The organism is Nocardia sp. NPDC003482, from assembly GCF_053588115.1.
In genome coordinates this window covers 1-13,628 of the sequence record NZ_JBSFPI010000039.1, presented here as the reverse complement: position 1 = coordinate 13,628, position 13,628 = coordinate 1, and the positions used below count along the sequence as shown (strand labels likewise).

Below are 13,628 nucleotides of genomic sequence, written 5' to 3'. Positions count from 1 at the left end.
ACGGAAGCGGATTGTCTGCCATGCTAACGCAGTCTCGTTATCAAGTCGGGAGAACGGGACGTAACGGACCGGAGGTAGTCCAATGCGAGTGAGGATCACTCCCGGCAGGCGAGTACATCCAGAGAAGCGGCGGGTGTATCACAATTGTCGGTTCCATAATGATTCACCCGGTACTGTTCGAGTCGACCCGAGCACCACCGTTCAATGGCCAGCGCGTCTCGCCATTACGGCGGTCATGTGCGGTGCTCTCCTGCTGTTCGGGTGCAGCCCGTCGGAACCGCAACACTCGGGCACCATTCCGACTCGGACGACGATCCCCAGCACCGCTCCCGACTCGATCCTCCCGACGCCGAACCGGTCAGCTCCTGTTCCTGGTGCACCGGCAGGCGACCCCCCTACCCGTCCGTCCACGCCAGCAATACTCCCGCAGGGCGCCGGACAGGCACCTCGCCCCGAGGGCGCACCTCCTGGGACCGGGCAGCCACCGTCGCCTGGTCCGGTTGCATCTCCCGGCGGCAGCGATCCGCCGCTACCGCCCACGATGCCCGTACCGCCGGCCTCACCGACGTCGGGGGCGCCAGCGCCAGGCAACCCCCGACTCCCCTTCCCAGGCGAGCCTCCACTGCCACCGACACCGACCACGCAACCGCCGACAACCACGCACCCGCCGAAGAAGCGGACGCGGTGAGGAGGGCGACCGCATGAATACCGGGCACACAAGCGAAAACCCCGGCGTGCCAACACCATTCGAGCGTGCGATGTCGGCGGCCGTGGCGCTGTCACAGGCCGCGATCACCACCGCCCTGCTGTACTACTTCGGGTTGGCCTATACACGCGCATGGTACGGCCACTTCGGTGTCAGCCCACGCCAATTGGACTACGGCGTAACCGATTACATCGTCGTCAGCATCAATGGATTCTTCCCGGTCCTGCTGGGCCTTCTGGCGTTCGCCGGCCTACTGGCGCTACACACGGCGCCAACCCGGATCGCCGCCCGCACCCGCGAACCGCGTCGAACTCTGCGGATGTGGATCGTGAGCGCCGCCGGGACGGGAATCGCGTTGTGTACCGCGGTCGCGATATGCGTCGCGGTCCGCGACCACCTGCCGCGAACCCTCGACCTCATCGTGCCGATACTGCTGCTCGCCGGGGTCACTCTCACAGGGCACGCCATGCAACTTCGACCCACCCTCGACGCGACACCCGACCACGCCGAGGACAGCACGACAAACACCCACTCCTCACAGGATCAAGTCCCCGATCCCATACCCGCACCGCCACCGGTGATACGTCTATCCATTGTGTACCAGCAAGTTTCGCGTCTGCGGCAGGCGATCCAGCGATTGCACCCGCCCCTTGGTCAAGGCCCGAACGAAGCACCCACAGTCCACAACGACAACACCACCGACCCACCAGCAACAGCCGCACAACCGGCGACTCCGTCGTGGCTGCTCACTCTGACCCTGTTGCTACTCGGATTCCTCGGCGCGTTCTGGACCGTGAACAACTTCGCGGTGGCCGCGGCGCACCAGGACGCCAACGACACCGAACACTCCGGATTCCCCGGCCTGCCCGTCGTCGTGCTCTACGCCGTCGACCGGCTCGCGATCGAAGGCCGTCACGTGCGAGTCGGCCAGATCACCACCCCCGGTGAGAAATACCGCTACCAATACAGCGGACTGCTGCTACTCACCCGCACGAACAGCGGATACTTCCTCATCCCCTACGACTGGAGCACGAGCAACAACGACCGCGTGTTCATCATCACGCCCTCCGACAATATTCGAATCGACATCGCACCCCACCCAGTCCAGTGATAACGATCGGTGGCTCGGTGCCGACGTGAAACTACCGACGGCGCTGCTGTTTCCAGTCGGCGAGTTCGATGTTCAGATAGGAACGGTAGTCCACGCCGCGCGCTGGTAGGCGTCCTGATAGATCGCCTCGACGACGGCGTGTTCGGCGCCGCCGGCATGACCGCGTGACCGATCATCGTCGCCCTCGCTCCGAAGCCGCGCAGCAAACCCCTTCTGTGAGAAGGGAAGTTCGCGCCATCAGGTCGCCGTCGTGTCGTGGGAGACACGAACGACCGTGATGTCGCCGCCCTGGACGATTCGGCGATGACGACGTCGCTGTCGCCGCCGAGGTGCGCACGCGCCTGGGCCAGGGGCAGGCCGCGATACAGGCGCGCGGGGTCGCGACCCGACGCCGCCCACACCGCGGCGTCGGCGTGGACATGCTGGCGAACCAGGTGGGTCTCGCGACCGGCATCGATCCAATCCCGCAACCGCGACCAGATCCCGATCACCACGTCGTGCGCCAGCTCGGCGCCGCCGTCGTTCACGGTGACCAGCCGCGCCGCGACGAACGCCTCCAGGATTTGCGCCGCGTCGGGGCGGCGGCGAGCAGATCGGGGCGCGATACCCGACGGCGGGTGTCGCGAGCACCGTCGCCGACCGCGATCATGCCCACCAGCATGCGCCGAGCCGTATCCTCTTTCGACTCAGCGAGTTTCGCCCACACCCCTTCCGCGTTCTCGGCAGGTTCGCGGAATGGCTGCGCAACAACATGCGGGACCGGACGCTGCGATTCGCTCATGCCAACGTCCAAGGGACGCAAGCCATCCCGCCGAGCCTCATCGCGAACATGCGGGCCGAAGCGCCACCGGACCAGCTCGTAGAGTTGCTACCGCCGATGCTGTGGTTACACCACTCGGCCGGCGTGCCCGCCAACGCCGCACGCGGCATCACCGCCCGACCCACGGCCGTCGAACTTGTGGTCGGCCATAAGACGTGAGGCCCGATCACTCGCCACGGCCGGTGGCGAACCGCATTGGGACGGAACGAAATTCAGTGCGCACCGCGTGCTGTGACTTCCCGGCGATCATCGAGGCGGACGAGCATCGTATCCATCGCTTCGGCCGCCCGGCCGCACAACGGGCGAGCGACGGAGGTCTTCTCCCACTTGGGACCGCATGTTCGCGGGAGCATCCACACCCGGGAATCGTCGTCAGCCTTCGCTGGATCCATGTGTTCATGACCGCGGAGTTCGCCCGGCACGCCAGCCACGGCGATATCCTGCGCGAACAGATCGAGGCCCGGTGACAACATCGCTCAGGTACTCGGGTGTGCATCTGCGGCGGCGGGTGGCGCTTCCGCTGTGAGCTGGAGGACGGTCGGCAACAATCCGGGGAAGCGGCAATCGAGATCCTCCGCGCGTAACCGGATCCGGCGGTGCCGGCCATCGGCAGTCACGCTGATCAGACCCGACTCGCGCAGGATGCGCCAATGGTTGGACAGGGTCGACTTGGGGACATCGATACCGCCGGCGGAACACGTCAGGTGCGGGTCGTTCCAGGCTCGGCGAACCAATTCCAGGCGGACCGGATCGCCCAGGGCGTGCAGGACCGCGGGGAGGTTCAGCTGGTCGCGATCCGGCGTCGGTGGTGGCTGCACGAGCCGATCGTATCGAACGGTTCGATAGTTCGGGATTGTTGAACTAATGTGATCGCATGCTTCCCATCGGCGTGGCCCTGGCGCCACCGGCACCGGATGTCCCCGACGGATTGGCCGATCTGCTCGGCCGGGCCGGCGAGGCAGCGGCGGCTGGGCTCGAATCACTGTAGCTCGGACAGGTTTACGATCTGGACGCACTCACCGCGTGGGCCGCGATCGGTGCGCGGGTGCCCGGGGTGACGCTCGGCGCCGCGGTCGTGGCGATCCATTCGCGGCATCCCATTGTGATGTCCAGCCAGGCGCAGACCGCTCAGGTCGCGGTCGGTGGCCGGCTGCAACTCGGCCTGGGCGTCGGTCATCGCCCCACCGTCGAGGACCGCTACGGCATCCCGTTCGATCGTCCGGTACTGCGGATGCGTGAATATCTGGAGAGCTTGCAGCCGTTGCTGACCGACGGTGCCGTGACCTTCCACGGTGACACCCTCCGGGCCGACACCTCCGGCTGGTCGGCCCGCGTTCCGGGGAGCGCGCCGCCGCCGGTGCTGATCGCCGCGATGGGGCCGCGCATGCTGCGCCTCGCGGCAGAACTGGCGGATGGGACCATCACCTGGCTGGCCGGAGTGCGTTCCGTCGCCGAACGTATTCGCCCGGGTTTGGCGACGGCGACCCGCACCCCGCAGCTGATCGCCGGTCTGCCCGTCTGCCTGACCGACGATCCGCAGGCCGCCCGCGCGCGGGCCGCCCGGAATCTGGCCTTCTACGCGGCGGTACCCACCTATCGCCGGGTGCTGGACTGGGAGGGGGCGGCGTCGGCCGCCGACGTGGCCCTCGTCGGCGACGAGGCCGAACTCGACCGGCAGCTCGCACGGTTGCGCGACGCCGGGGCGACGCGGCTGCTCGCCAACCTCTCCGGTATCACCACCGAAGCGGAACGGGTGCGCACGCTCGAATATCTGGGCTCGCGATCAGTCGCGGCCTGATGGCCGGGACCGCCCGCAAGGCAACGCCGGGCGCGCTCGCCGATCGGGTCAGAGTGCTCGTGCCGGCGGAATCGACTGCCGCCGACCGCGCTTCAGCGGAACCCTTCATTGCACGCGCAGATCCGATCGATCCCCCGACCGGGCTCGAACCGCCGAAGCGCGGCCCTGCAGCTTCCCGCAACCGGACGAAGCATGCCGTGCAACACCAGTGCTGGCGGCCCCGGCCATCGACACTGTCTGGGTGTTATTGCATCGCCACCGTCATCGGTTACGCCAGCGCCACCCTGCCCGCTGCCCAGCGGCGACCGCACCGAGCGTGAACACTGGCCTTCACCGCCCCGGGCGTCCTGCAGCCGTGGATCGGCTCGGTCCGGCCCCTCAGCGTCGCCGCTGAAGCACACCGAGCTATAGAGCAGCGCGAAACCGTCGGCAGACCTTCTCACGCCCTGAAGCGGTGCGAGCGGAGAACGCGCCCTCATGCCGCGACCCAGTCATTAGTACGGCTGATGATCATTGCCCTACAGGCGATCTCGCCGACTATCGACTATTCGCTCATGCCGAGGAGCGATTGACCTGACCCTGCAAATCGTGATGAGGGAGGGCTACTCGATCCGTCCGAGCAGCTCTCCGGCGCCTTGAAGCAGAGTCTGGGCAGCACGGTCGGTGGCGGCGCTGAGTTCATCGTCCCCGATCGTGGTGCCCACTTCCGAGAACGTAACGCCTGCGGCGACGAGCACGCCGATCGGATCGACCAGTAGCTCGTTCGGCCGTGGTCCGGGCTCCGGGAATGGGACCCACCATTTCGGCGGGAAGACCAGATGCCACGGCAGTTTTCCGGTGCCATCACCATCGGGCACCAGTCGAGCCCCGCGGATCCGCGACACCCAATCCTGGGCGGTGGACGCCAGTACCCGCTCACCCTCGGCACTAATGACCGAAGCCAACGACGCCGCGTCCAGCACTCGCAGTGCGATCCCATTGGCTACGTGGGCGGCCACCCTGTCCTGCCCGGATGAGCGCCAAGGTTGCGGAAACGGTCCGCCTGCTATCCAGGGGTCGGGCACCGGGCTGCGTTCCCACGGCGGATCGGGCGGGTTAGGGGGTGTGGGCGGCCAGTGGGGACCGACAGGTTGCGGCGGCCAACACGGTGGCCAGTGCGGCTGCAACTCCCCCCACTGCGTCAGTCGTTCTATCCAATCCGGCCGGAAGAGTACGAATGAGCTGCCCGCGTAGTTGTCCCAGAGCCGGACATCGGTGTCGGTGAGCAGTCGTACCGTCTTTGCATGCATGGGGTACATCCCTTCGGAGCAAGTGAGATAACTGAGTACGTCCCACTCTCCGGCCGCTGAAACGCGAGGGCACAAGTAGGGCGGTACTCCATTTCCTCGACTCCCACCGGGATGCTCGGCACTGTCTATCCATATTCGTCTCGCTATTCTCCCCGCCTCGACCTTCAAAGCCCGTTCTGACCTCGATGAAAGGGCGTTTGCGGGAGCCGAACGATGGTGCTCTGAAGCACCGCACTGACAGACTCGGGGCGAAAGCTCACCAAGCCAGGGCACGCTACGCCGCCAGTACCATTCGCGACGTCGAAAGCGGACCGCTCACCGCTTCACCCCTGCCGTGCCCGAAACGTTTATCAGGCGCGACGAATCGACGCCAGGTTGCGCCTCGATGGGTGAGGAGATGGCGATCAGAAGAGCACCATCATTAGCGGAACTTAACCGGCTAAAAATGCGGTCTGACCAGTTCGACGTTCAGTGATGACTCGACGGGAAAGGGCTCCCGATGCGACTAGGGTGAACACATTTTGTGTACCCTCTGGTGCGACGAAGAACAAGACATGGAGGCTAATTCATACGGTGTTGAAGAAGTGCAGTCCGATGATGGCCTGCTACGTTGTGGCGAACGTGTCGATTGGCGGGCGGTAGCAGCCGCCCTGGCCGCTGAGCATGCGCCAGGTCTTCAGGTGTGCCACAGCCGATTCCACCGGCGCTCGCAGCCGGGCCAGGGTGCGGTTGATCCGGGAATCGGCCCGGGACAGGCGTCGGCACGGTGGTTTGCGGATCGGGGTGACGACGATCCCGTCCACGCCGAGATATCCCAGGTCGGCCAGGGCGTGAACCTCCGACAGCAGATCGGCGAGGCCGGAGGCGGCAAACGCGACAGCGCGTGGATCGGGCACACGTGCTCGGCCAGCACCGCCGCGATCACAGGCCATAACAGCTGCCAGCGTCGCGATGCACCGTGGATTGGCTGACATCAAAGATCGCCGCGGCGAACTACTGAGTCAGGTTGCGGCGCAGCAACGCCACCACGCACACCACCGGAACAGCCCCAGCCGCCACGGGGCCGGTCCCCGCGAGCGGGCACTACCGCGTGCACACGCGCGACCAGCTCGGTCAACTGTTCCGTGGTCAGCCCTGTTATAGCCTCGTGCCGCAACGGCTCCTCGGTTCGCGTTCTCTCCGCAGAATCGGTCTTCGCGATGAGATACGTTGGAGCCGTTGCTCTTTCAATGCGACACACCGGACAGCTGCCACGCACCGCCACTTCCGTAACCCTCAGCAGCTTAACAGCAACCACCCTTCCGGCGACTTACGAATAACCCTCCCCACAGCCTCGCCTCGGCATGGTCGGCGTCGTTCCAGGCAGCATGAACAAGGACGCACAGATCGGTGATCTGGTCGCGCCGAAATCCGGTGGCATGGCACATGTCAGGCGGTCCGTTTGCGTGATAACTGTTGTGTGGTCACACAATTCTCCGGTCGAACGGGCCGCCACCCACATTGACACGCCGAGCCGCTACACCGCCAGTATCAGATCACAGCCCCCGAATAACCCGCAATCAATCCGATGGTCGAAGAAGAATATTCGTGTCAGGGCGTGTGCCGCTCCCGGAGGGTGGCCAGTTTCGCTTCCGCCACTTCCAAAATCGAATCGATTGCGTCGATATCGACACCCAGTACCTGCGCGATTACCGCGTCGGCGATCCCGGCGGCCCGCAGCCGCAGCGCCTCCGAGTAGGGGAATGGCAGCCGATCCACCACTGCGGGTTCCTGCTCGTTTTGATTACTCACCGTGGAGTCTCCTCGTCCGATTTCGCGAAGCAACACTTCGGGATCCTTTCCGTGGAGACGACGGTCACTGCACTTGTTCCCATCCTGATCTGGTTTTTGAAGGGCTGGGCTGATGCGTTCGGTGGCCGCAGCGCCAGGACGGCGACTCCGGGCAGCGCCGTCATTCCGGCGCGGATCATGGTGTTCGTCATTCTCACCCGTCCGTTCTCGACAGTTCCAAGGCACCGTGGATGCGTCGGCGTGAACCGGAATTCGGCCCGCGTCCAGTCTCGCGGCCGCGGAACCGAGCGACTGGCGTAAGCGTCTACCCCACGAACGCCAACCGAGGTGGCGTTCGTGGGGTAGCACAGTGAGGTAGTGGACTACTGCGGTGGTTTCGGCCCCGAGAGCGCACAGTGACAGGAGGGAACCGGCCGCGCATCCGTGGGATCGGTCTGGTCTCCGGTACACCTACCGTCCTGGGATGCAAAGGGTGAGCAGTGAATTTCGACGGAGCCGCAGCGGCATGGCCGCTCATCGGGCGGGGTGAGGAACTCGAGCGTGCCTTGACTGCCACCGCTCCCGGGGCTGGTGGGCTGGTGTTGGCGGGAGCTGCGGGGGTCGGTAAGACGCGGTTGGCCGCCGAAGTTTTCGATCACTGGAACGGTAGCGGGCGCAGATGTGCGCGGTTCGTCGCGACCCGCTCCGCGTCGACGGTGCCACTGGGGGTGTTCGCCGACGTCGCCGGAACCGGCGGTGACACGGTGCGACGGATCCGAGACGTTATCGCCGCTCTCGCCGACCGTGGTACCGGGGTTGTGCCTGTGTTGTTGGTGATCGACGACGCGCACCTGCTCGACGAGCAGTCGGCGCTGGTGTTACACCAGATCGTGCGGCACCACCGCGCCGACGTCGTCCTCACGGTTCGTCGCGGGCAGCCGGTACCGGACGCGGTCGTCGGATTGTGGAAAGACGAGCTGCTGGCCTGTCTGGATCTGCAACCGCTCTCCCGGGAGGAGACCACGGATCTGCTCACGCGGGTCCTGCGCGGACAGATCGAATCGTCCACTGCGGCGGCGTTGTGGCGGTTCACCCGCGGCAACGTCCTGCACCTGCGGTATCTGGCCGAGGGCGAACGCGTCGCCGGACGGCTGCGGTGCCGCGACGGGGTGTGGGTGTGGGACGGGCGTATGGAGGTTCCAACTCCGCTGCGTGAGCTTATCGACACCGCTATCGGTCGGCGGCCCGGTCCGGTGCTCGCGGTGCTCGATGTTCTCGCGGTGGCTGACCCGATCGAGATCGAGGTTCTCGTGGCGCTAATCGGGGGTTCAGCGGTCGAGGAGGCGGTGGCGGCCGAGCTGGTCACCCTCGACGCGGAGGCAACGGTAGCGAGGCTGACGCACCCGCTGATCGGTGAGGTACGTCGGGCCCGACTTCTGCCTGCGCGCGCGAAAAAGCTGTGCGGCGAACTCGCTCGCGAGCTGGCAGGCCGCAGCGACGCGGGCGGGCCCATCGCGCTGGTGCGCCGCGCGGTGCTGGTGTGCGACTCCGATCTTTCGCCCGACCCGGTTCTGCTCACCGAGGCCGCGCGCGCCGCGATGCGGCTGTCTGACCCGATCACCGCAGAACGGCTCGCCAGCCACGCCGTCGCCGCCGGCGGCGGAACCGCGGCCCGGACCATGCACGTGTACGGCCTCGTCGAGACACAACAATTCCAAAAAGCCCTGGCCGCAGCCACTCGAGCGGCCGCTCTCGCCGCAACACCCCGGTCCCGGTTCCTATCCGCGGCGACCGCCGCGCTGATCGAGGAAACCATGGGCGGCCATCCCGAGAACAAGCCGCTGGCCGCGCTCGAAACAAAAACCGTCGCATTGGGATTACGCGCCCCGTATGACGCACTCGTCGCGTACTCGGCGGCCTTCCGGACCGAGCCGCGACTTGCTGTGCACGCCGCCCGCGCCGCGCTGGACTCTGGGGATCGGCTGCACGGCGCCGTGGAAACCGCCGCCCTGATAGCACTCGCCGCGGGCAACGCCATGCTGGGTCGCTACAGCGAGGTCACCGCCCCCGCCGACCGCGGTGCGCGCCTCGCCCGGGACGCGGACTGGACCTCCACCAACCACCTGCTGTTGGGTATCCACCGCCTGCTGGGCCTCCATACCGCCGGTTACCTGTCCCGAGCCGACGAACTGGTCGACCAGCTCATCAGCGAACGTTTGGACTTCCCGATCGCGCACTCCTACTGGTCGTTCGTCAAAGCCTTCGGCGCCTATATCCACGGCGATCTGACCACTACATTCGCCCGCGGCCGGGAAGCACGTGCGATCACCCTGCCCGCTGAATCAACCTGGACCTCTGATACCGCGCTGCTCTACCAGATCCTCGCCGCAGCCATGAGCGGCGATGCACCCACAGCCACCTCGCTGCTCGACGAGTACCGGCCGCCCGGACCCAGCATGGAAGCCGTACGGCCACGAAACATCCATCTCCTCGCCCGCGCGTGGACCGCCGCCGCGACCGGGCTTCCCAGCCGCGCGGCCGCGCTCGCTGGCGAAGCGGCCGGACTGGCCCAGCATCAGGAGTTCTTCGCCTTCGAAGTCCTCGCTCGTCAAACCGCTGCCCAGTTCGGCGACCGCTGCCAAGCCGACCGACTCGACGAACTTGCCACCCTCGTCGAAGGTCCCCGGGTCATGGCCGCGGCTCGACACGCCCGCGCCCTGCGGATCGGCGACCCCGACGCCCTGCTCGACGCAGCTCGTTGCTACACGGAACTCGGTGACCGGATCGCCGCCGCCGACGTTTACTCTCAAGCTGCGGAGGCGTACCGAACTCGCGGCCGCCGCGGCACAGCCCTGACGACCGCCGCGACTGCCCGCGAATTCGCGGCAGCCACCGGCGCCGACACGCCCGCCCTCCGCGCTCTGCGCTACGAAAACCCACTCACCCCCCGACAACGAGAAGTCATCGCTCTCGTCGCGGCCGGGCTCACCAACCGCGAAATCGCCGAAAAACTCGTCATGTCCATCCGCACTGTCGAAGGCCACCTGTTCCGGGCCTCGCAACGCACCGGCATCAACAACCGAGACCAACTCACCACCCTGCTCGAACCCGACTCGACAAGTAGACCGAACACCAGGCAACTGCCGATTTGACTGCTCAGGCCCCTGCCTCTCGACCAGTTTCCTTCTCGTCTCCCCGCCCTCACGCCACGCCGTCGATCGCCGGGCGGCCACACGACAAGTGGTCGGGTGGCCGCCCTGACGAGATACGCCCATTCGGGTCAGGAGTAGTCGAGGATGAAGTTGAAGCCCTGCGCGGCATGGAGACCGCCCGCAGCGCAGCGGTGGTCGCCCTGGGTGCCGCCCTGCCAGAACAGGATTCGGCAACGCACACAGAACCGCCAGCCATCTTGTCCGGGCGCTCCAGAGGCGTGCGGCAGGAAGAAGTTGTACCCGGTCGCTCGATGGGGGCCACCGCCGGCGGGGCACACGCCCTGCTGGGCAGGGTCACCGGCCCAGAACATGTTCGAGCAGCTCCCGCAGAACCGCCACTGGTCCTGGCTTTCCCACGATCCCGAATGGTCGTGCGGCAGATAGAACATCCAGCCAGCGGCGGCATGACCGCCAACAGCAGGGCACACTCCCTTGCTCGGATATCCGTCGAAAAACATTCCGTGGCACCGGAAACAGAACCTCCACGCGGCCTGCCCGCGATTGCGGGCAGCGAAGGTGACGGTGTAGTCGCCGCCATCGCCGCGAAAGCGCAGACTCTGCCGCGCAACGTTCCCGGACTCGGCCACAGCCACATCGGCGGGGGTGAACCGCAGCTCCTGCGGGTCACCGACACGGTCGTCGAAATTCGTTCCGCCGGTGGGCATTTCGCACGCCGCGATCATCGCGTCACGCAGGACCTTGACCCGAGTGCCGCGGTCGGAGCCCATGCTGGAATACAACGCACTGGTCGTCTGCGCCGCGATCAGCCCCCGCAGCGCTTCGGCGCTGCCGTCGTCGTTCTCCATCAACGCGACCAGGAAGATCGCGTCGTCGGGATTACGCAGGTCGCGTTCCTCCCCATCCAGCCCCCAGCACGCGTGGAACGCCGAGCCGCGGGTCTCCTTGGCATCCATGTCCTGGAGCGGTCCGTAACGGTGCACCCGCGACGCCGGAATCGGCACCGGGAAACCACCGATCTGAACGTGGGCGGCGAGATCGACGGCGGTGACCAGCACATAGGGCTCGTCCGCACCGACCTCGTCGGTCTCGGCATGGCACCGTAACGATTCGAGACTGATGTACAGCATGACAACGACCAATCTGTGTCGAAAACAACAATGCCTCTTCAGATTTCGGCATCCACACCACAAACGCTGACGTAATGCTCTACCCCACTTCCACACCCTTGCAGCTGCGGGACGGGGTCGTTCACGAAACCATCTCCGCTCACGTGCCAGATCACCGTGTCAAGCCGATCAGATGCAGGCTGTGTCGCGTTTCGGTCGTAGGGTCGTGATCCGCCGGCGAAGGACGTCAGCGGCCAGTGAATACTGGACCTGGCCGGAATTTGATGATCGGCGCGGGTCGATCCCCCTGGCGCGCAGGCGGATCGGATATAGACGCAGTTCGGGGTGTTGTATGGTGCCGCGAAACATGTTGTGAGCCTTCTCTTTCCGCATCTATCGGCCGTTCGTCTCGAAGACGTATCAGCGATAGACGGTCGGATCGAGTTCGATGCGTCGACCTGCGGTTCTTCGACTGCGCGCACGCGGTGTGGGTGTCGCTCGTCGGTGGTACACAGCCGTTACCGGCGCACGATCGTGGACCTGGCCGTCGCGGGCCGGGAAGTGGTGATCCGGCTGATGATGCGCCAGTTTCGGCGCGAGGCTGCTCACTGCGAGCGGCGGATCTTCTCCGAGCAGGTCCAGGGCTGGCTGCTCGATATCAGCGGCGCAGTCCGTTGGCGGCCAACTTACTGACGCGGGTCGGGCTGGCGCTGGGTGGTCGGCCCGGTGCGAGGATCGCCAGGCAGCTGGCGGTGGAGGTGTCGCGTTCACCGTTGTTGGGGCTCGCGCGGGTGATCCGGCTGCCGGTGGCCGGTGAGCTGGTGGAGGTCGGTGCCGACGATTCGGCCGCCGCGGTGACGAGCTGGCGGGCGTGGCGGTTGAGATCCTCGCCGAGCCCTGCGGCCCAGCGCCACCGCCTCGTGCTCCGGGCACAGCCGCGTGATAGCAACCCGTTGAGATCCTCGCTGGGGCTCGGCCGACTTCCGCGCAACGATGCTGGTACGCCCGTTGCGCAGACTCTGGAGGATTGTGGGGCTCACTCGCCACCCCGCTGTGGTGTGCGCCGTCCCAGCGGGGTAGTCGCGGTGTCGATACCGCTGAACCGACCATGGCGGTGTCACCAGGGGTTAGGGACAGTGCCATCGCCCGGGCGATGGCTGACCGACGCGCACCGGAGGTGTCATGTCCGCCCCTACCCCCATACGCCGTCGCCCCTGCTGGGTGCCACGCGATCTCGCCCTGCCGAACAGGCGTCTTCTCGAGACACGTCGCACCACCCCCACTTCGCCGAAAGCTGTTGCCTGTCGGGGCTTCTCGCTGCCGACAAGTCCTCGGGGACAGCGCCGGGCGTCGGGCGGTGCGGGTCGAGTGCGGCACCGCGGGGAGCGGCGATGAGCGACGCTGACGTCTGGCTCAGCACCGACGAGGTCTCGGCGCGATACCAGATTCCGAAGAAGACGCTCGACGCGTGGGCGGCGAACAAGCGGGGGCCCCGCTTCGCCCGGATCGGCCGCTACCGCCGCTACCGTCTCAGCGACCTACGGGCCTGGGAACAACAACAACTCGACGACACCGGGGACCCGCCCGCCCAGCGCTGAACCCGAGCACCTCCGACAGCCGGCGGCGGAACCGAACAGGCCACGGCATCTCGCCCCATCCCAGGGATCTCAGAGCACCGCACCTTGCATGCCCCGGCGCTCGTAAAGCATTCCAGCACAGCGCTTTTCGTTGCCAACTGACGACGAAGAAGACGTCTGGACCGCTCGTTCTCACCGAACCGCCGGTTGCGGCCCTGCCCCCCAACCCCCCGGGCTCGCACATAATTTGCCCTTCCCCGACCCCAATGTCAACACAT

At 66.4% G+C, this 13,628-nt stretch carries 11 protein-coding genes and 2 pseudogenes; 7 read left to right on the top strand and 6 right to left on the bottom strand.

The window, feature by feature from the left end; all coding sequences use genetic code 11:
• The first annotated feature begins 500 nt into the window (after positions 1-500).
• Positions 501-1,817, top strand: coding sequence for a hypothetical protein (locus ACWDSJ_RS35760; RefSeq protein WP_450037203.1), 1,317 nt, complete (start codon positions 501-503; stop codon positions 1,815-1,817).
• Here ACWDSJ_RS35760 and ACWDSJ_RS35755 read toward each other — a convergent pair.
• Positions 1,724-2,598: pseudogene (locus ACWDSJ_RS35755) on the bottom strand (nSTAND1 domain-containing NTPase). The gene ACWDSJ_RS35760 and the pseudogene ACWDSJ_RS35755 overlap by 94 nt on opposite strands.
• A gap of 254 nt (positions 2,599-2,852) precedes the next feature.
• Between ACWDSJ_RS35755 and ACWDSJ_RS35750 the strand changes: the two are divergent.
• Positions 2,853-3,104, top strand: coding sequence for a mycothiol transferase (locus tag ACWDSJ_RS35750; RefSeq protein WP_450037201.1), 252 nt, complete (start codon positions 2,853-2,855; stop codon positions 3,102-3,104).
• A gap of 9 nt (positions 3,105-3,113) precedes the next feature.
• Here the strand turns inward: ACWDSJ_RS35750 and ACWDSJ_RS35745 are convergent, their stop codons facing one another.
• Positions 3,114-3,455, bottom strand: coding sequence for an ArsR/SmtB family transcription factor (locus ACWDSJ_RS35745; RefSeq protein WP_450037199.1), 342 nt, complete (start codon positions 3,453-3,455; stop codon positions 3,114-3,116).
• A 182-nt stretch (positions 3,456-3,637) separates the two neighbouring features.
• Here ACWDSJ_RS35745 and ACWDSJ_RS35740 point away from each other — a divergent pair.
• Positions 3,638-4,435, top strand: a pseudogene (locus tag ACWDSJ_RS35740) (TIGR03564 family F420-dependent LLM class oxidoreductase); the annotation flags it as partial.
• 602 nt (positions 4,436-5,037) lie between these two features.
• Here ACWDSJ_RS35740 and ACWDSJ_RS35735 read toward each other — a convergent pair.
• The 3 genes from ACWDSJ_RS35735 to ACWDSJ_RS35725 form a co-directional block, all read right to left on the bottom strand.
• Positions 5,038-5,397, bottom strand: coding sequence for a hypothetical protein (locus tag ACWDSJ_RS35735; RefSeq protein WP_450037198.1), 360 nt, complete (start codon positions 5,395-5,397; stop codon positions 5,038-5,040).
• A gap of 932 nt (positions 5,398-6,329) precedes the next feature.
• Positions 6,330-6,620 (bottom strand): transposase family protein, encoded by a 291-nt coding sequence (locus ACWDSJ_RS35730; protein ID WP_450037197.1) that lies wholly within the window; start codon positions 6,618-6,620, stop codon positions 6,330-6,332.
• A gap of 694 nt (positions 6,621-7,314) precedes the next feature.
• Entirely contained in the window at positions 7,315-7,551 is a 237-nt protein-coding gene (locus tag ACWDSJ_RS35725) for a hypothetical protein (protein ID WP_450037196.1), read from the bottom strand.
• Between the two features lie 15 nt (positions 7,552-7,566).
• Between ACWDSJ_RS35725 and ACWDSJ_RS35720 the strand changes: the two genes are divergently transcribed.
• Both ACWDSJ_RS35720 and ACWDSJ_RS35715 read left to right on the top strand, forming a co-directional pair.
• Complete coding sequence (locus ACWDSJ_RS35720; RefSeq protein WP_450037195.1) at positions 7,567-7,815, top strand: hypothetical protein; 249 nt, start codon at positions 7,567-7,569, stop codon at positions 7,813-7,815.
• A 179-nt stretch (positions 7,816-7,994) separates the two neighbouring features.
• Complete coding sequence (locus ACWDSJ_RS35715; RefSeq protein ID WP_450037194.1) at positions 7,995-10,646, top strand: LuxR C-terminal-related transcriptional regulator; 2,652 nt, start codon at positions 7,995-7,997, stop codon at positions 10,644-10,646.
• A 128-nt stretch (positions 10,647-10,774) separates the two neighbouring features.
• Here ACWDSJ_RS35715 and ACWDSJ_RS35710 read toward each other — a convergent pair whose 3' ends face one another.
• Complete coding sequence (locus tag ACWDSJ_RS35710) at positions 10,775-11,794, bottom strand: hypothetical protein (protein WP_450037193.1); 1,020 nt, start codon at positions 11,792-11,794, stop codon at positions 10,775-10,777.
• A gap of 483 nt (positions 11,795-12,277) precedes the next feature.
• On the opposite strand from ACWDSJ_RS35710, the gene ACWDSJ_RS35705 reads away from it, so the two are divergent.
• The gene (locus ACWDSJ_RS35705) at positions 12,278-12,466 is read left to right on the top strand and encodes a hypothetical protein (RefSeq protein WP_450037192.1); all 189 of its coding nucleotides are present in this window, start codon (positions 12,278-12,280) and stop codon (positions 12,464-12,466) included.
• 698 nt (positions 12,467-13,164) lie between these two features.
• On the top strand, positions 13,165-13,371 hold the full coding sequence (locus tag ACWDSJ_RS35700) for a helix-turn-helix domain-containing protein (RefSeq protein WP_450037191.1): 207 nt from the start codon (positions 13,165-13,167) through the stop codon (positions 13,369-13,371).
• The last annotated feature ends 257 nt before the right edge of the window (positions 13,372-13,628 follow it).